The 19,967-nt window shown below is 67.5% G+C and carries 14 protein-coding genes; 7 read left to right on the plus strand and 7 right to left on the minus strand.

The features are described 5' to 3' along the window. Positions 1 to 127: 127 nt before the first annotated feature. Together AC1RMY_RS02120 and AC1RMY_RS02125 are read right to left on the minus strand one after the other, a co-directional pair. Positions 128 to 1,063, minus strand: a complete 936-nt coding sequence (locus tag AC1RMY_RS02120) for a hypothetical protein (RefSeq protein WP_492862285.1) — start codon at positions 1,061 to 1,063, stop codon at positions 128 to 130. Between the two features lie 85 nt (positions 1,064 to 1,148). After that, positions 1,149 to 2,213: a threonine aldolase family protein gene (locus tag AC1RMY_RS02125; protein ID WP_492862286.1), complete on the minus strand. Its 1,065-nt coding sequence runs from the start codon at positions 2,211 to 2,213 to the stop codon at positions 1,149 to 1,151. 754 nt (positions 2,214 to 2,967) lie between these two features. Between AC1RMY_RS02125 and gltB the strand changes: the two genes are divergently transcribed. Together gltB and AC1RMY_RS02135 are read left to right on the plus strand one after the other, a co-directional pair. Then, positions 2,968 to 7,587, plus strand: a complete 4,620-nt coding sequence (gene gltB / locus AC1RMY_RS02130; RefSeq protein WP_492863544.1) for a glutamate synthase large subunit — start codon at positions 2,968 to 2,970, stop codon at positions 7,585 to 7,587. 112 nt (positions 7,588 to 7,699) lie between these two features. Further along, positions 7,700 to 9,124 (plus strand): glutamate synthase subunit beta, encoded by a 1,425-nt coding sequence (locus AC1RMY_RS02135; protein ID WP_492862287.1) that lies wholly within the window; start codon positions 7,700 to 7,702, stop codon positions 9,122 to 9,124. 36 nt (positions 9,125 to 9,160) lie between these two features. Here AC1RMY_RS02135 and AC1RMY_RS02140 read toward each other — a convergent pair whose 3' ends face one another. From AC1RMY_RS02140 to AC1RMY_RS02150, 3 genes are all read right to left on the minus strand, one after another. Next, a complete protein-coding gene (locus tag AC1RMY_RS02140; protein ID WP_492862288.1) occupies positions 9,161 to 9,430 on the minus strand; it encodes a hypothetical protein in 270 nt (89 codons plus the stop codon). Between the two features lie 12 nt (positions 9,431 to 9,442). Next, entirely contained in the window at positions 9,443 to 10,657 is a 1,215-nt protein-coding gene (locus AC1RMY_RS02145; protein ID WP_492862289.1) for an SGNH/GDSL hydrolase family protein, read from the minus strand. Positions 10,658 to 10,724: 67 nt separating this feature from the next. Next, positions 10,725 to 11,969: a lytic murein transglycosylase gene (locus AC1RMY_RS02150; RefSeq protein ID WP_492862290.1), complete on the minus strand. Its 1,245-nt coding sequence runs from the start codon at positions 11,967 to 11,969 to the stop codon at positions 10,725 to 10,727. Positions 11,970 to 12,339: 370 nt separating this feature from the next. On the opposite strand from AC1RMY_RS02150, the gene rnk reads away from it, so the two are divergent. Next, on the plus strand, positions 12,340 to 12,765 hold the full coding sequence (gene rnk, locus AC1RMY_RS02155) for a nucleoside diphosphate kinase regulator (protein ID WP_492862291.1): 426 nt from the start codon (positions 12,340 to 12,342) through the stop codon (positions 12,763 to 12,765). A gap of 6 nt (positions 12,766 to 12,771) precedes the next feature. On the opposite strand, the gene galE is transcribed toward rnk, so the two are convergent. Then, a complete protein-coding gene (gene galE, locus AC1RMY_RS02160; RefSeq protein ID WP_492862292.1) occupies positions 12,772 to 13,761 on the minus strand; it encodes a UDP-glucose 4-epimerase GalE in 990 nt (329 codons plus the stop codon). Positions 13,762 to 13,949: 188 nt separating this feature from the next. Here galE and AC1RMY_RS02165 point away from each other — a divergent pair, with 188 nt between their 5' ends. The 3 genes from AC1RMY_RS02165 (at position 13,950) to AC1RMY_RS02175 (ending at position 16,383) form a co-directional block, all read left to right on the plus strand. After that, positions 13,950 to 14,831 carry a UTP--glucose-1-phosphate uridylyltransferase gene (locus AC1RMY_RS02165; RefSeq protein ID WP_492862293.1) on the plus strand — a complete coding sequence of 294 codons (882 nt, stop codon included), beginning with the start codon at positions 13,950 to 13,952 and terminating at the stop codon, positions 14,829 to 14,831. 189 nt (positions 14,832 to 15,020) lie between these two features. Next, positions 15,021 to 15,914 (plus strand): methyltransferase domain-containing protein, encoded by an 894-nt coding sequence (locus tag AC1RMY_RS02170; protein WP_492862294.1) that lies wholly within the window; start codon positions 15,021 to 15,023, stop codon positions 15,912 to 15,914. Positions 15,915 to 15,972: 58 nt separating this feature from the next. Then, entirely contained in the window at positions 15,973 to 16,383 is a 411-nt protein-coding gene (locus tag AC1RMY_RS02175) for an acyl-CoA thioesterase (protein ID WP_492863545.1), read from the plus strand. On the opposite strand, the gene AC1RMY_RS02180 is transcribed toward AC1RMY_RS02175, so the two are convergent. Then, positions 16,358 to 17,587, minus strand: coding sequence for a VWA domain-containing protein (locus AC1RMY_RS02180; RefSeq protein ID WP_492862296.1), 1,230 nt, complete (start codon positions 17,585 to 17,587; stop codon positions 16,358 to 16,360). The two genes, AC1RMY_RS02175 and AC1RMY_RS02180, sit on opposite strands and share 26 nt — an antisense overlap. 168 nt (positions 17,588 to 17,755) lie before the next feature. On the opposite strand from AC1RMY_RS02180, the gene purL reads away from it, so the two are divergent. Continuing rightward, positions 17,756 to 19,966 carry a phosphoribosylformylglycinamidine synthase subunit PurL gene (gene purL, locus AC1RMY_RS02185; protein ID WP_492862297.1) on the plus strand — a complete coding sequence of 737 codons (2,211 nt, stop codon included), beginning with the start codon at positions 17,756 to 17,758 and terminating at the stop codon, positions 19,964 to 19,966. Position 19,967 lies beyond the last annotated feature (1 nt).

Raw genomic sequence — 19,967 nt, forward strand, 5'->3', positions numbered from 1 at the left:
TCATCGCGGGCTTGCCCCGGGATTCATCGGAGGGCTCCGGAACTCTACGATGGATTCCGGAGCAGCGCTGCTTCGCCGCTTGTCCGGGATGACGCGGGTGGCTGCCGAGCAAACTTCGCCTCGTGCATCAATCCAGCGGCGTGACCGGCACGGAAGGCGTTTCGGGCTTCGGCGCCGAGGGCGTGGCGTCCGGTGTCTGGACCGGCGGCAACTGTGCCGGGATGCCGGGCTGCTCGGAACGGGCCAGCGGCGGTTCGCGCTCGGCCGCTTCAGTGCCGCGCACGTCGCTGGGATTGACCAGTCTGGGCTTCTCGGCGCCGGTGGCGGGGTCGCTCGGGCCCGGCGTCGGCGCCGCCGGCATGGCGGGGGCGGGCGGGGTCTCCGTCGCAGGCGCGCTGGCCGCAGCCGGTGGCTTCTCTGCGGGGCGTGCGGGCTCTGCGCGCGGCGGCGCCACGGGGGAGGGGGGCGTCTCGGTTGCCGGTGCACTGGCCGCAGCTGGCGGCTTCTCGATTGCGGGCGCGGGCTCGGCACGTGGCGGGGCAGCCGGCGAGGGCGGAACCACGGTCGCGGGCGCCGTTGCCTGGCCCGGCGGCTTCAGGGAAGGCGGCCGCTCCGGCGGTCGCGGCACGGGGCGGGGCTGCGGCGGCCTGGCCTCGTCGCGGGGGTCGACGCGGGCGACGCGGGGAGCGCTGCGCGCCGGCCCCTGCAGCACGATCTGGTCGATGAGGTCGCCGCTATAAGGGTCGAGAATCAGCCTGACGCGTGCGCCCGACCGCGTCCGGCCGTCGACGACATAGGCGGAAGCTGTCCGGACCGTGCGATCGACCTGGGCGAGGCCGAAATCGCGGGCTGCGAGGCGGATGGCCGCGCGGGGTGGAATCTGTGCAGGTGGGCGGGGGGCCGCGTAGCGATAGCCGTAGCCGAAACGCTGTTCGAGATAGGGAGCGTCTTCTTCGTAAAGATAGGCTTGAGCCGATGCGGCGCCGGCCGTGCCGGCCAGGGCGCCGGCGACAGCCAGCCCCATCAGCACGGCGCGCTTCGGCGCGGACGAACGAAATGCCATAGAGTCATCCCTTCCAAGCACTGAAATCCAGCTTCAGTCTTCATTAGGGATTGCGGCATGCTTGGGGCTGGAATCGGGAGGGAATTCAGCCTTCTCGGGCCGCGACCAGCGCAATCAGCCTCTCGACCTGCTCTTCCCGCGTCGAAAATGACATCACGAAACGGCCGACGACCTCGCCTTCGGCCAGCGTCGTGCCTTCCGGCAGGGCCCGGTCCGACCATGCCAGGAAGCCGACGCCGGCGGCCTTGAGCCTTGCCTGCAGGGGAGCGGACAAGATCGGAAACACTTCATTGGCCTGGCAGGGCCAGGCGAGACGGGCTTCCGCGCTCTTCTCGATCGCGGCTGCGAGCTTCAGCGCCATCGCATTGGCGTGGCGGGCGAGGCCGAGCCAGTGCCCGTCCGCCAGCAGGCCGTCGAACTGGGCGCCGATGAGCCGGCCCTTCGACAGCGTCTGCCCGGCGCGCTTGCGGCGCCACCTCATTTCGCCCGCCGTGGCCGGATCGAAGAAGATCACGGCCTCGGCCGCCCAGGCACCGTTCTTGGTGCCGCCGAAGGAGAGGGCGTCGACGCCGGATTTCCAGGTCATCTCGGCCGGGCTGCAGCCGAGCGTCACCAGCGCATTGGCGAAGCGTGCTCCGTCCATATGCATGGTGAGCCCGCGTGGCGCGGCGGCGGCCTTCAGGGCTTGGATCTCTTCGAGGCTGTAGATCGTGCCGCACTCGGTCGCCTGGGTGATCGAGAGCGCTTGCGGCTGGACCTGATGCAGCGCGCCTTCACGGAAGCGCGTCAGGGTCTGCGTAACCAGATCGGGGGTGATCTTGTTGCCGACGCCGGGCAGGCCGATCAGCTTGGCGCCGTCGCTGAAGAATTCGGGAGCACCGCATTCGTCGTCGGCGACGTGGCTTTCCTCATGGGTCAGAACGGCGCCCCAGGGGCGGGTGATGCAGGCGAGCGCGAGCGCATTCGCCGCCGTGCCTGACGTCACCAGGAAGACCGCGACCTCGCGCTCGAAGATCTCGGCGAAGCGCCGCTCGGCCTTCTGCGTCCAGATGTCCGTGCCGTAGGCGGAGGCCGCGCCATCATTGGCGGCGGCGATGGCGGCCATGACGTTGGGGCTCGCGCCGGCGGTGTTGTCGCTGATGAAGTTCATGCCTCTGCGATAGAGACGCCATGCCGGTCTGCCAAGCGCATGCGCGCGAGGGGGCGTTGCGTTGCGGGCCGATGGGGCGGGGCACTAGGCGAGGAGCGCCGCGAAGGCCGACCAGAACAAGAACCGTGCGGGGCTGCTCAGGCTTTCGTGCCGGATATATCCGGCCATTCTGCAATATCGCAACAAAATTTCGTTTCGGCGCGAAATCGGCTCTTGTGCAGAGATTAGAATTCTGGCAAGTTCGTGGCAATAGGACAGTGTTGCTGTCCCATTTTTCACCGCGATGGCCGCAGCCTCGAACGCTGGCGGCCGCGCCAGCGCAACGGAGCGGAGCGATGACGAAGGGTACGGCCAAACACGCCAAAGCCATCCGTACGCGCGCCGCCCGTAAAGCGGCGGCCTAAACAGGCGCGGCAGGGCGACCAGCCCTAGCGCCTGCGGAGGACGCGGGCGCCCGAGAACAGCGCAAGCAAACCTCCGAAAAGACGACTGCGGCCCTGTTGGCCCCATCTTTGCTGCCGGCTCCCGAGGGCTGGAAGGCAGTGATGACGGCCCGGCGCGGCGGAAGGTTTGTATGGACTCAAAGGTGCCTCCCGGCGGAAGCTGGCAGGGCATTGGCAAGCGGGGTTTGACGATGAGCGAAACCAGCCAGTCGAGCGGTGCCATCATGGCCGGCACCACGTCTTTGGGCGGCGGCAAGCCTTTGGACAACGTCAAGCCTTTCGAGCGTTTTCCGGAGGTGCGCGATCCGGCGATGCCGGCGCGCCAGGGCCTCTACGACCCGTCGATGGAGAAGGATTCCTGCGGTGTCGGCTTCGTCGCCGACATGAAGAACCGCAAGAGCCACGCCATCGTCGCGCAAGGCCTGCAGATCCTGCGCAACCTGGACCATCGCGGCGCGGTCGGCGCCGATCCCAAGCTCGGCGACGGCTGTGGCATCCTGACCCAGATCCCGCATCGCTTCTTCAGCGAGGAATGCGCCAGGCTCGGCATCGCGCTGCCGGAGCCCGGGCATTACGCCATCGGCCAGTTCTTCATGCCGCAGGAGGCGGGCGATCGCGCCGTCTGCGAGGAGATCGTGGCGCACGCCGTCGCCGAGGAGGGGCTGATCTTCCTGGGCTGGCGCGACGTTCCCGTCGACAACAGCGATCTCGGCCAGGCCGTGCTGGAGACTGAGCCGGCCCATCGCCAGCTCTTCGTCGGCCGCCCGGCCGAGGTCGAGAGCGAGGACGACTTCGAGCGCAAGGTCTATGTCCTCAGAAAGTCCGTCTCCAACAAGGTCTATCAGCGCCAGGACCGGGCGACGGCGACCTATTACCCGGTCTCGATGTCGGCGCGCACCATCGTCTACAAGGGCATGGTTCTGGTCACGCAGCTCGGCACCTATTTCAAGGACCTGCTCGATCCGCGTTTCGAAAGCGCGCTCGCGCTCGTGCATCAGCGCTTCGCCACCAACACCTTCCCGTCCTGGCGGCTGGCGCATCCCTACCGGATGGTCGCCCATAACGGCGAGATCAACACGCTGCGCGGCAACGTCAACTGGATGGCGGCGCGGCAGGCATCGGTCGATTCCGAGCTGTTCGGCGCCGACATCTCGAAGCTCTGGCCGATCTCCTATGAGGGCCAGTCCGACACCGCCTGCTTCGACAACGCGCTCGAATTCCTGGTGCAGGGCGGCTATTCGCTGGCCCACGCCATGATGATGCTCGTGCCGGAGGCGTGGAACGGCAATCCGCTGATGAACGAGGAGCGGCGCGCCTTCTACGAGTACCATGCCGCGCTGATGGAGCCCTGGGACGGGCCGGCCGCGATCGCCTTCACCGACGGGCGCCAGATCGGCGCGACGCTCGACCGCAACGGCCTGCGGCCGGCGCGCTATCTCGTCACCGATGACGGGCTCGTCGTGCTCGCCTCCGAATTCGGCGTGCTGCCGATCCCGGAGGAGAAGATCGTCGAGAAGTGGCGCCTCCAGCCCGGCAAGATGCTGCTGATCGACCTTGAGCAGGGCCGGATCATCGGCGACGATGAGATCAAGACGAGCTTGTGCCTCGCAAACCCCTACAAGGACTGGCTGAAGCGCACCCAGATCGTGCTGGAGGATCTGCCGCCGGTCGAGGCGCGGGCGCAGCGCACCGACGTCGCCCTGCTCGATCGCCAGCAGGCCTTCGGCTACACGACCGAGGATGTGCGCCTGCTGATGGCGCCGATGGCGGTGACCGGGCAGGAAGCGGTCGGCTCGATGGGGACGGATACGCCGATCTCGGCCCTCTCGTCGAAGTCGAAGCTGCTCTACACCTATTTCAAGCAGAATTTCGCGCAGGTGACGAACCCGCCGATCGATCCGATCCGCGAGGAGCTGGTGATGAGCCTGCTCTCCTTCATCGGGCCGCGGCCGAACATCCTCGACCTGGAGGGCACCTCGCGCCGCAAGCGGCTGGAGGTGCGCCAGCCGATCCTGACCAATGACGATCTCGAGAAGATCCGCTGCATCGGTCATTACGAGGACCGCTTCGACACCAAGACGATCGACTTCACCTATCCGGCGCGAGACGGCGCTGCCGGCATGGCGGGCGCGGTCGAGCGGCTCTGCGAGCGCGCGGAAGCCGCGGTCCATGGCGGTTACAACATCATCATCCTGTCGGACCGGCTGGTCGGGCCGGACCGGATCGCTATCCCGGCACTGCTGGCGACGGCCGCCGTGCATCATCACCTGATCCGCAAGGGGCTGCGCACCTCGGTCGGCCTCGTCGTCGAGTCCGGCGAGCCGCGCGAAATCCATCATTTCTGCTGCCTCGCCGGCTATGGCGCGGAGGCGATCAACCCCTATCTCGCCTTCGACACGCTGCTCGACCAGCACGAGCAGGGGGCCTTCCCGACCGAGGTCGACGCCTATGAGGTGGTGAAGCGCTACATCAAGTCGGTCGGCAAGGGCGTGCTCAAGGTGATGTCCAAGATGGGCATCTCGACCTACCAGTCCTATTGTGGCGCGCAGATCTTCGACGCTGTCGGGCTGAAGAGTGATTTCGTCGAACGCTACTTTTTCGGCACGGGGACTGCGATCGAAGGCGTCGGCCTCGACGAGATCGCCGAGGAGAGCGTCAGCCGGCATCGCGACGCCTTCGGCGACGCCCCGATCTACCGCAACAGCCTCGATATCGGCGGCGAGTACATGTATCGCATCCGCGGCGAGGACCATGTCTGGCAGCCCGACGTCGTCGCCTCGCTGCAGCACGCCGTGCGCCTCAACGCTCAGGACCGCTACGAGGACTTCGCCCGGCAGGTCAACGACGAGGCGCAGCGGCTGACCACGATCCGCGGCCTGTTCAAGCTCAAGCTCGCGGCCGATGACGGGCGCAAGCCCGTGCCGCTGGAGAGCGTCGAGCCGGCGGCCGAGATCGTGAAGCGCTTCGCCACGGGCGCGATGTCCTTCGGCTCGATCTCGCGCGAGGCGCACGAGACCATCGCCATCGCGATGAACCAGATCGGCGGCAAGTCGAACACGGGCGAGGGCGGCGAAGAGCCGATCCGCTTCAAGCCGATGGCTGACGGGCGCTCGAAGCGCTCGGCGATCAAGCAGATCGCGTCAGGCCGCTTCGGCGTGACGACGGAGTATCTCGTCAATTCCGACGTGATGCAGATCAAGGTCGCCCAGGGCGCCAAGCCCGGCGAGGGCGGCCAGCTGCCCGGCCACAAGGTCGACGCCAAGATCGCCAAGACCCGGCATTCGACACCGGGTGTCGGCCTGATTTCGCCGCCGCCGCATCACGACATCTATTCGATCGAGGATCTGGCGCAGCTCATCTTCGACCTGAAGAACGTCAACCCGGCTGCCGACGTCTCGGTCAAGCTCGTCTCCGAGATCGGGGTCGGCACGGTCGCGGCCGGCGTCGCCAAGTCGCGTGCCGACCACATCACCATCTCCGGCTTCGAGGGTGGCACGGGCGCGAGCCCGCTGACCTCGCTGAAGCATGCCGGCTCGCCCTGGGAGATCGGGCTCGCCGAGACCCAGCAGACGCTGGTGCTGAACAAGCTGCGCGGGCGCGTGGCGCTGCAGGTCGATGGTGGTCTGCGCACCGGCCGCGACGTCGTCATCGGGGCGCTGCTGGGAGCCGACGAGTTCGGCTTCTCGACCGCGCCCTTGATCGCCGCCGGCTGCATCATGATGCGCAAGTGTCATCTCAACACCTGCCCGGTCGGCGTCGCGACGCAGGACCCGGTGCTGCGCAAGCGCTTCAAGGGCCTGCCCGAGCACGTCGTCAACTATTTCTTCTTCGTCGCCGAGGACGTGCGCAAGATCATGGCCGAGATGGGCTTCACCCATCTCGACGAGATCGTCGGTCGGTCGGACCTGCTCGACAAGCGCGACGCCATCGACCACTGGAAGGCCAAGGGGCTCGACTTCACCAGGCTCTTCCACAAGGTCGAGCTGCCGGAGGTCGCGATCCGCCATGTCGAATTGCAGAAGCACCCGATCGACGAGGTCCTCGACCGCAAGCTGATCGAGCAGGCCAGGGATGCGGTCCAGACCGGCACGCCGGTCGTGATCGAGCATGCGATCTGCAATGTCGACCGCAGCGCCGGCGCGATGCTCTCTGGTGTCGTCGCCAAGAAGTACGGCCATGCCGGCCTGCCCGAGGATACCATCACGGTGAAGCTCAAGGGCACGTCGGGCCAGAGCTTCGCCGCCTTCCTCGCGGCGGGCGTGACGGTCGAGCTGACCGGGCAGGCCAACGACTATGTCGGCAAGGGCCTCTCGGGCGGCAAGCTAATCGTGAAGCCGGACCCCGCCTCGAAGGCGGTGCCGGAGCGCTCGATCATCGTCGGCAACACCGTGCTCTATGGCGCGATCGCGGGCGAGGCCTATTTCCGCGGCGTCGCCGGCGAGCGCTTCGCGGTGCGCAACTCAGGCGCGGTCGCGGTGGTCGAGGGCACCGGCGACCATGGCTGCGAATACATGACCGGCGGCGTCGTCGCCGTCATCGGGCCCACGGGCCGCAACTTCGCGGCCGGCATGTCGGGCGGCATCGCCTATGTGCTGGACGAGGACGGCACCTTCAAGGCGCGCTGCAACCTCTCCATGGTCGACCTGGAACCGGTCGAGGAGGAGGAGGACCTGATGGAGCGCCTCCACCACCATGGCGGCGATCTCGAACACAAGGGGCGGATCGACATGGCCAACATGTCGGGCCATGACGAGGAGCGCCTGATGCAGATGCTGACGAACCACGCGAATTACACGGGTTCGGAGACGGCGCGTCGCATCCTCGACAACTGGGCCGATTACCGGACCAAGTTCGTCAAAGTGATGCCGGTGGAATACCGCCGGGCGCTGCGCGAGATGGAGCAGGCGCGCACGCTCCAGGCTGCCGAATAGGACGAGAGTTCAGCCCCGTCCGGATGTTTCGGGCGGGATCTCATCAGGACAGGCGCCTCGGCCAAACGGGGATGCCCGGCCCGAGGCTGGGCAGGACGGCGAGAGACAAGACATGGGCAAGGTCACCGGCTTCCTCGAATACGACCGGCAGGAGCAGAAGTATCAGCTCGCCGGCGATCGCATCCGCCATTTCCGGGAGTTCACGCTCCCGCTGGAGGAGCGCGACATCAAGAAGCAGGCGGCGCGCTGCATGGATTGCGGCATCCCGTTCTGCCATGGGCCGACGGGTTGCCCGGTCCACAACCAAATCCCGGACTGGAACGAGCTGGTCTATTCCGGCGGCTGGGAGGATGCGCTGCGCAACCTCCACTCGACCAACAACTTCCCGGAGTTCACCGGTCGCATCTGCCCCGCGCCCTGCGAGGAGGCCTGCACGCTGAACCTCGAGAACATGCCGGTTACGATCAAGACGATCGAGCAGGCGATCGCCGACAAGGGCTGGCAGGAGGGCTGGATCGTTCCCGAGCCTGCTGCCATCCGCACCGGCAAGAAGATCGCGGTGGTCGGCTCCGGCCCGGCGGGCATGGCGGCGGCGCAGCAGCTCGCCCGCGTCGGCCATGAGGTGCATCTCTATGAGCGCGAGGCGCGGGCCGGCGGCCTGCTGCGTTACGGCATCCCCGACTTCAAGATGGAAAAGAAGCACATCGACCGCCGCGTGAAGCAGATGGAGGCCGAGGGCGTCACCTTCCACTACAACGTCAATGTCGGCGTGACGCTGCCCTTCGCGACGCTGACCGCCGAGCACGACGCCGTGCTGATGACGGGCGGGGCCGAGGCGCCGCGCGATCCGGGCCTGCCTGACACCAATCTCCAGGGCGTGCATTATGCGATGCCCTACCTCACCCAGCAGAACAAGCGCACCGGCGGCGAGGACATCTCGGCGATCACGCCGATCCTGGCCGCAGGCAAGCATGTCGTCGTGGTGGGCGGCGGCGACACGGCGTCGGACTGCGTCGGCACGGCCTTCCGCCAGGGCGCGCTCTCGGTGACGCAGCTCGACATCCGGCCGATGGCGCCGGAAATCGAGGACAAGCTGACCGTCTGGCCCTATTGGCCGACGAAGTTCCGCACTTCTTCCTCGCAAGCCGAGGGCGCCGAGCGCGAATTCCAGGCGGCGACGCTGGGTCTGGAAGGCCGCAACGGCCGGCTGACCGGCGTGAAGTGCGCGCGCGTCGACGAGAAGCGCAAGCCGATTCCGGGCACCGAGTTCGTGCTGCAGGCCGATCTCTGCTTCCTCGCCATCGGCTTCGCGGGCTCGCTGATCGAGGGCATGGTGGCGCAGTCGGGCGCGGCGGTGGACAAGCGCGCCAACGTCATCGCGAATGAGCGCGACTACAAGACCAGCACCGAGAACGTCTTCGTTGCCGGCGACATGCGCCGCGGCCAGTCGCTGGTCGTCTGGGCGATCCGCGAGGGCCGCCAGGCGGCACATGCGATCGACAAGCACCTGATGGGCGAGACGATTTTGCCGGTGTGATCGCCAGCAGCCGTTCGCGGGGGACCTCAATCTGCTCTAGCGGAAGCGGCTGCCGGCCATCCAGATCGGCTTCCACGTCAGCATTCCAAGCAGCCCGCCGATGACGAACCCCAGGACACTGGAGGCGAGCCCGTCGCGTCCGTGTGTCCAGGGTAGAATGAGATATCCGTCAGTGCTGATCAGGGCACCGCGTTTGACGACGAGAACATAGGCGCTGCCGATCAGGAAGCTCCCCCCCAAGGCCATTAGGATCGCAAGCGCGATTCCGAGAGCCATGACGACCGCGAATTTGAGAAGCGTGCTCATCGCGAAATCACGTCACCGCGGCCAGCGGTGGTCGTCGATCCGTCCCGGCTTCGGCTCGGGCAGGACGCCTTCGCCGAAGATGCGGTCGAGCTGCCCCGCGATCTCGCCGCGGCCGCGCGCTTCGGGAATCGAGATCAGCAGCGCCTGATCGCCCGGCACGGCGCTGCCGGTGAGCGGCAGGATCGGGCCGGCCAGCGGCTTAGCCTGGAGTGCAGCCGGCAGGCTGATCGAGGGCAGGCCGCTGACCATCTGGTCGATCAGCCGTTCGACGCCACCGGGCTGCAATTCGGGGCTGGTGGGGGCGCCGGTCTCGGAGGAGACCGGCAGCGCGATCACGCTGGCCTGCGATCCGGGCTCGAACATCCGGCGCACCAGCACATCGACGAAATGCGCTGCCTTGCGGGCGCCGGCCGCGGTGAAATGGATGCCGTCGCCGAGCCGCAGCCGCATGGTCTGGCCGGAGACGTCCGGCCCCATCGCGGCATAGCGGTTCTCGGCATCGACGAAGGCGCCCCAGAGATCGACATATTGTCCCCCAGCGCGCTCGACCTGCTGGCGATATTGCTCGTTGAAGGTGACCAGATCGGCCGAGAGCCTGGCGTTCTGCACCGGGGGCGCGCCGACCCAGATCAGCGGCACACGCCGGGCCGTAAAGACCTGCGCCACGGCATTGATGCGTTCGCGATAGAGTTCGAGCCAGCGGGGGCTCAGCGGCTCATGGACGATGTCGCCTTCGCGGATGGCCTGCCGGTCGTTCAAGCCGATCAGCATGACGCCGAGGCTCACCTTCTGGTCGCCGGCCAGCAACTCGCCCACCACCTTCGGCCAGTCGTAGAAGTCGTTGCGGACGAGGCCGGAATCCGGCTTGGCCTTCTGGACCACTGCGAGGTCCGGCCGGTCCTCCAGAGCTTCCTCGAGCCCGTCGGCGAGGAGATGGGCCAATGAATCGCCCAGGACCAGAATGTGGTGAGCGACATCGACCTTGGGGATGACGGGATCGTCCCGGACGACGACAGGGGCGGCCGGGCGGCGGCGCACGACCGGCGCCACGCGCTGGCGCTGGGGCTGGACGACGGGTGGTGGCGCGGGCTGCTGCCAGAACCACTGGAAGAAGCCGCGCTGTTGCGGCTGCTGCTGGCGATATTGCTGGGCCAGCGAGGTCGGTCCGCCGGTCAGGAGCAAGAGGCCGGCGGCGACAAGAAGCATGAGGAGGGAGCGCAAACGCATCGGGCTCTCGATCCCGCGCCAGCCGATTGCCGGCGTCCCGGATATATAGTGCGTAACGGCGTCGGCGTCAGCGGGCCGCGCGCATCTTCGCCAGCAGGGCCGGGGTCGGCCAGCCATCGGCGATTTCGCCGTTGCGGAGCTGATACTGCCGGACAGCTTCGCGCGTACCGGTGCCGATGCGCCCGTCGGCGTCGTGGTTGTAGAGGCCGAGGGCCTTCAGCCGGTGCTGGACGTCCTGGATGCCTGATTTGTCGAGGCGCGGTGCCTGCACCGGCCAATCGGCCTGGATCGCGGCACGGCCCATGATCCGGTCGCCGAGATGCCCGACGGCGAGCGCGTAGGCGTCGGAGGAGTTGTATTTCTTGATGACGTCGAAATTCTCGGTCAGCAGCATCACGGGGCCGCGATGGCCGGCGGGGTAGAACAGGCGGGCTTCACCCGAGGAGGGCAGAGGCCGGCCGTCGGCGTGGCGCACGCCGGCCGAGGCGAAGCTGGAGAAGCTCGCCTTGTTGAGCCGATAGTCGAAGCCTTCCGGCAGGGTCACTTCGAGGCCCCAGGGCAGGCCCGGCACCCAGCCATAACCCTTGAGATAATTGGCCGTTGAGGCAAGGGCGTCGGCGGTCGAGGTCCAGATGTCGGCGTGGCCGTCGCCGGTCCAGTCGACCGCGTATTTCATGTAGCTCGACGGCATGAACTGGGTGTGACCCATGGCGCCGGCCCAGGAGCCGCGCAGCTCGTTGCGCTCGACATGGCCCTTCTGGATGAGTTCCAGTGCCGTCAGCAGTTCGTCGCGGAAGAAGTCGCCGCGATAGCGCAGATGGGCGAGGGTCGCGAGCGAGCGGATGGTGTCCTTGTCGCCCTTGAACGAACCGTAATTGGTTTCCATGCCCCAGACGCCGAGCACGATCTCCCTGGGCACGCCATAGCGTGCCTCGACCTGCGCCAGAACACTCGCATTGTCGGCGGCGGCGTCACGGCCGCGGGGGATGCGGGTGCCGCCGACCGCGCTGTTGAGATAGCCCCAGATCGGCGCGGTGAATTCTGACTGCTTCTTCGTCAGCGCGACGATCGAGGCATCGGGCGTGACGCCGCGAAAGGCGGCGTCGAAGGTGGCGCGCGAGATGCCGCGCTGCTGGGCGAGCGGCCAGAGCCGCTGCAGGAAGGCGTCGAAGGAGGCATTGGCCGGGACCGCCGCCGGCGCGGGCTTGGCATCCCTGGCCTTGGCGGCAGAGGTGTTGATCGAGCCGGTCGTCTGCGCGAGCGCCGGCGCGAGGCTGATCAGGGCCGTGGCGGCAATGACGGACAGGCGCATGAGGGCTCTCGGAACGGCTGGAGAACGGGGTCGCTTCAGAGCGCCTGAACAAGATTAACCAAAGGTTAAGTGGGCTCGCAATGCCGCTGATCCGCCCTGCGGCGCAGTGGCGCGATTTGACAAAGCGGAGCGCTTGGCCGAGCCTTGGGGCCATGGACAGCCATCCCCAGTTCTGCCGCGGTCTCCACCGCTCGGGCAATCTCATCGCGGGCCATTAGCCCCGCATCCGCGGCATCATAGCTCCGGATTCGGGGCCAGTGTCGCGCCGTTCGGCGCCTCCATCCTAGACCACTTATCCCTTCGGACAGTCGCGAGACGGCGCGGTCGATCAATCCCGCCGCCGGCTGCCGAGCCATTTTCAGGATTCATCATGACCAACTCGAGGAAGCGCTCGGCGCGGCCCGCCATCGTGCTCACAGCCGAAGATCATCTCATGCTCAGCCGCGCCGTCGCCGGAGCCGGCGAGCGCCTCGCCGATCTCGCGGCCGAGCTTTCCCGCGAACTCGATCGCGCCCGCATCCTGCCGGATGGGCGCAGCTCCGCCGACCATGTCCGCATCGGCAGCGGCGTCACCTTCCGTGACGAGGCGACCGGACGGGAAAGCACGATCACGCTGGTGCGGCCGGAAGAGGCGGATGTCGATGCCGGCCGGATCTCGGTAATGACGCCGGTCGGCGTCGCGCTGATCGGCATGGCCGCCGGCAAGTCGATCGACTGGGCGACGCACTCCGGTGAGACCCGCCGCCTGACCGTCATGAAGGTCAGGGACCCGGCCGATATCGCCGTGGCGGGCTGAAGTCACTCAGAGCGCATTCCTCGTCCTGAGCTTGTCCTCCCAGTTCAGGGCCTGGCGGACGATCTGCTCGAGGTCGTCATGTTCGGGCCGCCAGCCGAGTTCGTTGCGGATGCGGTCGGCTTTGGCGACGAGCGAGGCCGGATCGCCGGCGCGGCGGCCCGAGAGCTTCACCGGGAAATCCACCCCCGAGACCCGCTTGACCACGTCGACGACCTCCTTGACCGAATAGCCCCGGCCATAGCCGCAGTTGAGGGTCAGGTTGGCGCCCCCGGCGCGCAGATGATCGAGCGCAGCAAGATGCGCGCGGGCAAGGTCGGTGACGTGGATGTAGTCGCGGATGCAGGTGCCGTCCGGCGTCGGGTAGTCGGTGCCGAAGACCTCGAGCATGGCGCGCTGGCCGAGCGCCGCCTGTCCGGCGACCTTGATCAGATGCGTCGCGTTCGGTGAGGACTGGCCGGAGCGGCCCTTGGGATCGGCGCCCGCGACGTTGAAATAGCGCAGCACGACGAAGCCGAGGCCATGGGCGCGGGCGACGTCCTCCAGCATCCATTCGCTCATCAGCTTGGAGCGGCCATAGGGGTTGATCGGGGCAAGCGCGATCTCCTCCGGCACCGGGCTGATCGCCGGCTCGCCATAGACCGCCGCCGTCGAGGAGAAGATCACCCGCCTGACGCCGCCGCGCACCGCGCTCTCCAGCAGGGCTCGCGTCTTCACCGTGTTGTTAAGGTAGTAGCCGAGAGGATCGGAAACGGATTCCGGAACCACGATCCTGGCGGCGAAATGGGCGATCTCGGTGATGCCATGCTCGGCGATGACGCGCTCGACCAGTTCCTGGTCGGCGATATCGCCCTGGACCAGCACGGCCTCCTTCGGCACGGCCCACCAGAAGCCGGTCGAGAGATTGTCCAGGACCACCACGCTCTCGCCACGGTCGAGCAGTTCAAGCACCATGTGGCTGCCGATATAGCCCGCCCCACCCGAAACAAGTACAGCCATCGCAGAAAGCCATCCCCCGCTGCCAGAGGCCATCCTTGCGCGAAAAGCGTTGACGGGTTCTCAAGCTCGTTCTGGTATTAGTATGTCTATTCGTATGTCGCGGCCGTCTCCGCCCAAGTGGCGAGCCGGTCGGACTTCCACCCGCACCGCCGCAGGCATGCAAGGCCAAGGCGCCAACTGGACCTCCCATGACGAAACGCATCCGCAAGGCCGTCTTCCCCGTCGCCGGTCTCGGCACCCGCTTCCTGCCTGCGACCAAGGCGATCCCGAAGGAGATGCTGACCATCGTCGATCGTCCGGTCGTCCAGCATGTCGTCGACGAGGCGCGCGCGGCCGGCATAGAGCATTTCGTCTTCATCACCGGGCGCAACAAGGCCGTGATCGAGGATCATTTCGATCTCGCCTACGAGCTCGACGACACGCTGCGCAAGCGCAACAAGACCAAGGAACTCGAAGGGCTGCTGGCCGATCTGCCGGCCGCCGGCGCCACCAGCTTCACGCGCCAGCAGGCGCCGCTCGGCCTCGGCCATGCCGTCTGGTGCGCCCGCGACATCATCGGCGACGACGAGCCTTTCGCGTTGCTGCTGCCCGACATGCTACACCACACCCATGGCAAGGGCTGCCTCGCCGAGATGATCGACGCCTACAACAAGCATGGCGGCAACCACATCGCGGTCGCGCCCGTGCCCGAGGACCAGACCCATCAATACGGCATCGTCGGCGTCGAGAAGCGCGATGCGAAGGTCTCGCGCATCACCAAGATGGTCGAGAAGCCGGCCAAGGGCACGGCGCCCTCGAACCTTCACATCACGGGCCGCTACATCCTGCAGCCGACGATCTTCAACCTGCTCGCCAATCAGGAGCCGGGCGCCGGCGGCGAGATCCAGCTCACCGATTCGATGATCGCGCTGTCGCGGCTGGAGCCGTTCCATGCGGTGCGCTTCGACGGCGACATCTACGATACCGGCTCGAAGATCGGCTTCCTGACGGCCAATATCGCCTATGCGCTCGATCGCGGCGATCTCGGGCCGCAGATCCGCCAGGAGATCGAGCGGCTGCTGGAACGCTGATGAGTTCGAGAGGCCGTCCGGGTTCCCCCTCGATCCTCATCCTGAGGAGCCATTCCGCATGGAATGGCGTCTCGAAGGATGTTCCAGGAGGCTCCGGAGACATCTGGAGCCTCCTTCGAGACGCCGCTGCGCGGCTCCTCAGGATGAGGGCCGATCATTTCAGATGGCCTCTTCGCTTGGATCACGCTTGTGAGTGACGCCGGCGTCGTGTTCGACCGCGCACTCGGCCGCCGGCGCCTGACGCGGGCGCTAGCGGCCGGCTATCCGGATTTCCTGCTGGATCGCGCGACGGCGGATCTGGAGGAGCGGCTCTCCGCCGTTCTGCGGCAGTTCGGTGTCGCGGCCGATCTCGGCACGCCTTTGCCGCTGGCCGCGCCGGTGCTGCGCGCCAAGGCCGGGGCGCTCCTGCGCATGGCCGAGGCGAAGAGCGGCCCGGCCGGCCCCGCGACGGATTTCCTGGGCGATCTCGAACATCTGCCGCTGGCGACGGGCAGCCTCGATCTGGCGGCGTCGCTGCTCGCCCTGCAGGGCGTCAACGACCTGCCGGGCGCCTTGATCCAGATCCGCCGTGCCTTGCGGCCGGACGGGCTCTTCATCGGTTGCCTGCTCGGCGGCCGGACGCTGCAGGAACTGCGGCAGGCGCTGCTGGAGGCGGAAGCCGAGACGACTGGCGGTGTCAGCCCGCGCATCGCGCCCTTCGCCGATCTGCGCGACCTCGGCAGCCTGCTGCAACGGGCGGGCTTCGCGCTGCCCGTCGTCGACAGCGAGGTCGTGACGGTGCGCTATCGCGACATCTTCGGCCTGCTGCGCGACCTGCGCGGCATGGGCTGGGGCAATGCGCTGACCGCGCGCCGCCGTACCGGGATGCGCCGGGACACGCTGATGCGGGCGGCCTCCCTTTATGCCGAGCGTTTCGCCGATCCGGACGGGCGACTGCGCGCGACCTTCGAGATGGTCTGGCTCTCGGGCTGGGCGCCGCATGAAAGCCAGCAGAAGCCGCTGAGGCCGGGCTCGGCCAAGGCGAGGCTCGCCGATGCGCTGGGCGTGCCGGAGATCGGCACGGGCGACAAGGCTGGCGGATGAGAGGCAGGGGGACGTCGTGAGCGGAAAACAGCAGCGGCTGGGCCGCGACGCCTTCGGCATGTTCCGCACGGTGCCGACGCGCTGGGCCGACAACGACGTCTACGGCCACGTCAACAATGTCGTCTATTATTCCTGGTTCGACACGGCCGTGAATGCCTGGCTGGTCGAGCGCGGCTTTCTCGACATCGCCGGCAGCGCGGTCGTCGGCCTCGTCGTTGAGACGACCTGCAGTTATTTCGAGAGCATCGCCTTTCCCGAGGCCGTCGAGGTCGGACTGGGCGTCGAGCGGCTCGGCAACAGCTCGGTGACCTACCGGATCGGCGTCTTCCGCGAGGGCGGCGAGCAGGCCGCGGCGCAGGGCCGCTTCACCCATGTCTATGTCGATCGCGCGACGCAGCGCCCCGTGCCGATCCCGGCGGATTTGCGCGCGGCGCTGGAAGGCCTCACATCGTCAGGCGGATCTGGCTGATCTCGCGGGCGATCTGCTGGAAGATCGGTGTCAGTTGCGAGGCGTTGGAGACCTCGTAATACATGCCGGCGTCGCTGGCGCAGCGGCGCAGCAGGTTGCGGTTTCCGTCGATGACGCGGATCGAATAGATCTTGATGCCCGTGGCCTTGGCGCTGGTGCAGGCGGCCTCGGTGCGCTCGTCCATCGTGGTCTGGCCGTCGCCGAAGCGGTTCTGCGTGTTGTCGCCGTCCGTGAGCAGGATCATGTATTTCGTCAGCCGCGGCGTGTTGGCGGCGGCGGCTTCCGGCAGCGGCGCGACCGGGCTCAGGCTGGCCGCGCCCCAGGCGGCTCCGATGGTGACGTTGGTGTTGCCGACCGGCGTCATCGCATTGATCGTGCTGGTCAGCGCGGTCCAGTCGCTGGTCAGCGGCCGGATCGGCGTCAGGGTCGACTGCGCGCAGAAGTCGGCCGGGAACAGCGTCGCGTTCTGGCCCGTCACGGCGGCGGCGTCGCTGACATCATAGGGCTTGTCGCGGTCGCTGACGCAGCCTTCCCACGTCGCCTTGGTGATCGTCTGCTTGTTCTTGCCACTGCCCTTGGTCAGGTCGTAGCGCAGCCAGGGCGCATCCTTGTAGGTTGTGGGCAGGCGCACCTGCGTCGCGAAGGGGATCACCGAAACACGGATCTGGTCGGTCGCCGTCGAGGCGTCCTTCAGGATCTTGAGCAGGTCGAGCGAAGCCTTCTTGAGCTCGGTCATCTTGCTGGACGAGGCCATCGAGCCGGTGTTGTCGAGCACGAGAGCGAGTTCGACCGTGTTGGTGCCCCATGCGGACTGGGCGGTCGAGGAGACGGGGATCGTGTCGACGCCGATGACCTTGGTCAGGCTGGTCTCGACGGCGGTGTTGGCGGTGACGTCGACGGTGCGGGCCGTGCGATTGATCGAGACCGTGTATGTGCCGAGCTTGGCGTCCGAATTGCCGGCGAGATTGGCCCGGATCAGCGCCTCCGCCTGCGTCTTGAGCTGTGCGTCGGTCAGCTTCGTCGCCTCGCGGGCGACCATCAGGGCGGCGGAATCGACGGCGGCGCTCAAGCTCGTCCGGGCCGAAGTGGCGCGGGCGTAGTCGACCGCGGCGCCGGCGAGGCCGATCATCGGCAGCGCGATGATTCCGAACATCAGCCCGACATTGCCGGAGGCGTCTTTCCCGAAACGAGACAAAAGCGACATGGACTGTTTCTCCCTGGCACGATCCGCCCCGTGCCGGGGAAAACAGCGCAGATCGCGTGCCAGCAGGGCGATGCGGCGCCGGAATGCGTTGTCTCCTGCGGTCAGGCGCGCTATGCCCCGCGCAACCGAAGACTGGCCGCGCCGCCAGAACGCCAGGGACCGTCGCCTGTGATTCCCAACGACATCAAGATCACGCCGCAGCTCGTGGCCGAACATGGCCTGAAGCCGGACGAGTATCAGCGCTTCCTGCACCTGATCGGGCGTGAGCCGACGATCACCGAGCTCGGCATCGTCTCGGCGATGTGGAACGAGCACTGCTCTTACAAATCCTCGAAGATCCATCTCAAGACGCTGCCGACCAAGGCGCCCTGGGTGATCCAGGGACCGGGCGAGAATGCCGGCGTCATCGACATCGGCGACGGCCTCGCCATCGTCTTCAAGATGGAGAGCCACAACCACCCGTCCTTCATCGAGCCCTATCAGGGCGCGACGACGGGTGTCGGCGGCATCCTGCGCGACGTCTTCACCATGGGGGCCCGGCCGATCGCGGTGCTCGACGCGCTGCGCTTCGGCTCGCCGGACCACCCCAAGACCCATCATCTTGTTTCGGGCGTCGTCGCCGGCGTCGGCGGCTACGGCAATTCCTTCGGCGTGCCGAATGTCGGCGGCCTCACCGGCTTCCACACCCGCTATGACGGCAATATCCTCGTCAATGCCATGGCGGTCGGCATCGCCCGGGCTGACGAGATCTTCTACGCCAAGGCCTCCGGCGTCGGTAAGGCGATCGTCTATCTCGGTTCCAAGACCGGCCGCGACGGCATCCATGGCGCGACCATGGCCTCGGCGGCCTTCGGCGAGGGCGGCGAGGAGAAGCGCCCCACCGTGCAGGTCGGCGACCCCTTCGCCGAGAAGCTCCTGCTCGAAGCCTGCCTCGAGATCATGGCGGCGGGCCATGTCGACGCGATCCAGGACATGGGCGCCGCCGGCCTGACCTGCTCGGCCGTCGAGATGGGCGCCAAGGGCGATCTCGGCGTGGAACTCAACCTCGACGCCGTGCCCTGCCGCGAGGACGGCATGAGCGCCTATGAGATGATGCTGTCGGAGAGCCAGGAGCGCATGCTCATGGTGATCAAGCCCGGCCATGAGGAGCCGGCCGAGGCGATCTTCCGCAAATGGGGGCTGGATTTCGCGGTCGTCGGCTACACGACCGACAATCTGCGCTTCGTCGTGAAGCACCAGGGCGAGACCATGGCCGATCTTCCGATCAAGGAGCTCGGTGACGAGGCGCCCGAATACGACCGGCCCTGGATCGAGACGCCGCCGCAGCAGCGGATCGCGCCCGAGAGCGTCGAGGCGCCCCTGACCAACACGCAGGCGCTGCTGAAGCTGATCGGCTCGCCGGATCTGTGCTCGAAGCGCTGGGTCTGGGAGCAGTACGACACGCTGATCCTCGGCAATTCCGTGGTCACGCCCGGCGGCGATGCCGGCCTGATCCGGATCGAGGACGGGCCGAAGGGCCTTGCCATGACCGCCGACGTGACGCCGCGCTATTGCGAGGCCGATCCCTTCGAGGGCGGCAAGCAGGCTGTGGCCGAAGCCTGGCGCAACCTGACCGCGACGGGCGCGACGCCGCTCGCGATCACCGACAACCTCAACTTCGGCAACCCCGAGCGGCCCGAGGTGATGGGCCAGCTCGTCGGCTGCATCAAGGGCATCGGCGAGGCCTGCCGGGCGCTCGACTTCCCGGTCGTCTCGGGCAATGTCTCGCTCTACAACGAGACCAACGGCGTCTCGATCCTGCCGACCCCCACGATCGGCGGCGTCGGCGTGCTCGCCGATGTGACCAAGCATGCCACCGTCGCCTTCAAGGCCGAGGGCGAGACGGTGATCCTGCTCGGCGAGACAGCGGGCTGGCTTGGCCAGAGCGCCTATCTCGCGACGATCTGCACCCGCGAGGAGGGCGCGCCGCCGCCGGTCGATCTTGCGGTCGAGCGTCGCAACGGCGATTTCGTGCGCGGGCTGATCACGGCGCAGCGCGTCACCGCCTGCCACGATTTGTCGGATGGCGGGCTTGCCGTCGCACTCGCCGAGATGGCGATGGCGGGAGGCGTCGGCGCGGTGATCGAGCGGCTTCCGGCCGGGCCGGTCCATGCCGTGCTCTTCGGCGAGGACCAGGGTCGTTATCTCGTGACCGTGCCGAAGGCTGCGGCCGATGCCGTTCTGTCCGAGGCGAAGGCGGCCGGCGTGCCGGCGCTCGCGCTCGGCAGCACGGCAGCTGGCGCGCTCACCCTGCCGGGCGAGGCCGCGATCCCGCTGGCCGAGCTGCGTCAGGCCCATGAAGCCTGGCTGCCGGCCTATATGGCCGGCAAGGCCGCCTGAG

The organism is Allobosea sp. GW822-FHT03F07, assembly GCF_058801345.1.

Bases quoted from the DNA above. Each gene is read 5' to 3' on its own strand.
- AC1RMY_RS02120 (WP_492862285.1), bottom strand. From the start codon at position 1,063: ATGGCATTTCGTTCGTCCGCGCCGAAGCGCGCCGTGCTGATGGGGCTG.
- AC1RMY_RS02125 (WP_492862286.1), bottom strand. From the start codon at position 2,213: ATGAACTTCATCAGCGACAACACCGCCGGCGCGAGCCCCAACGTCATG.
- gltB (WP_492863544.1), top strand. From the start codon at position 2,968: ATGCCGGCGCGCCAGGGCCTCTACGACCCGTCGATGGAGAAGGATTCC.
- AC1RMY_RS02135 (WP_492862287.1), top strand. From the start codon at position 7,700: ATGGGCAAGGTCACCGGCTTCCTCGAATACGACCGGCAGGAGCAGAAG.
- AC1RMY_RS02140 (WP_492862288.1), bottom strand. From the start codon at position 9,430: ATGAGCACGCTTCTCAAATTCGCGGTCGTCATGGCTCTCGGAATCGCG.
- AC1RMY_RS02145 (WP_492862289.1), bottom strand. From the start codon at position 10,657: ATGCGTTTGCGCTCCCTCCTCATGCTTCTTGTCGCCGCCGGCCTCTTG.
- AC1RMY_RS02150 (WP_492862290.1), bottom strand. From the start codon at position 11,969: ATGCGCCTGTCCGTCATTGCCGCCACGGCCCTGATCAGCCTCGCGCCG.
- rnk (WP_492862291.1), top strand. From the start codon at position 12,340: ATGACCAACTCGAGGAAGCGCTCGGCGCGGCCCGCCATCGTGCTCACA.
- galE (WP_492862292.1), bottom strand. From the start codon at position 13,761: ATGGCTGTACTTGTTTCGGGTGGGGCGGGCTATATCGGCAGCCACATG.
- AC1RMY_RS02165 (WP_492862293.1), top strand. From the start codon at position 13,950: ATGACGAAACGCATCCGCAAGGCCGTCTTCCCCGTCGCCGGTCTCGGC.
- AC1RMY_RS02175 (WP_492863545.1), top strand. From the start codon at position 15,973: ATGTTCCGCACGGTGCCGACGCGCTGGGCCGACAACGACGTCTACGGC.
- AC1RMY_RS02180 (WP_492862296.1), bottom strand. From the start codon at position 17,587: ATGTCGCTTTTGTCTCGTTTCGGGAAAGACGCCTCCGGCAATGTCGGG.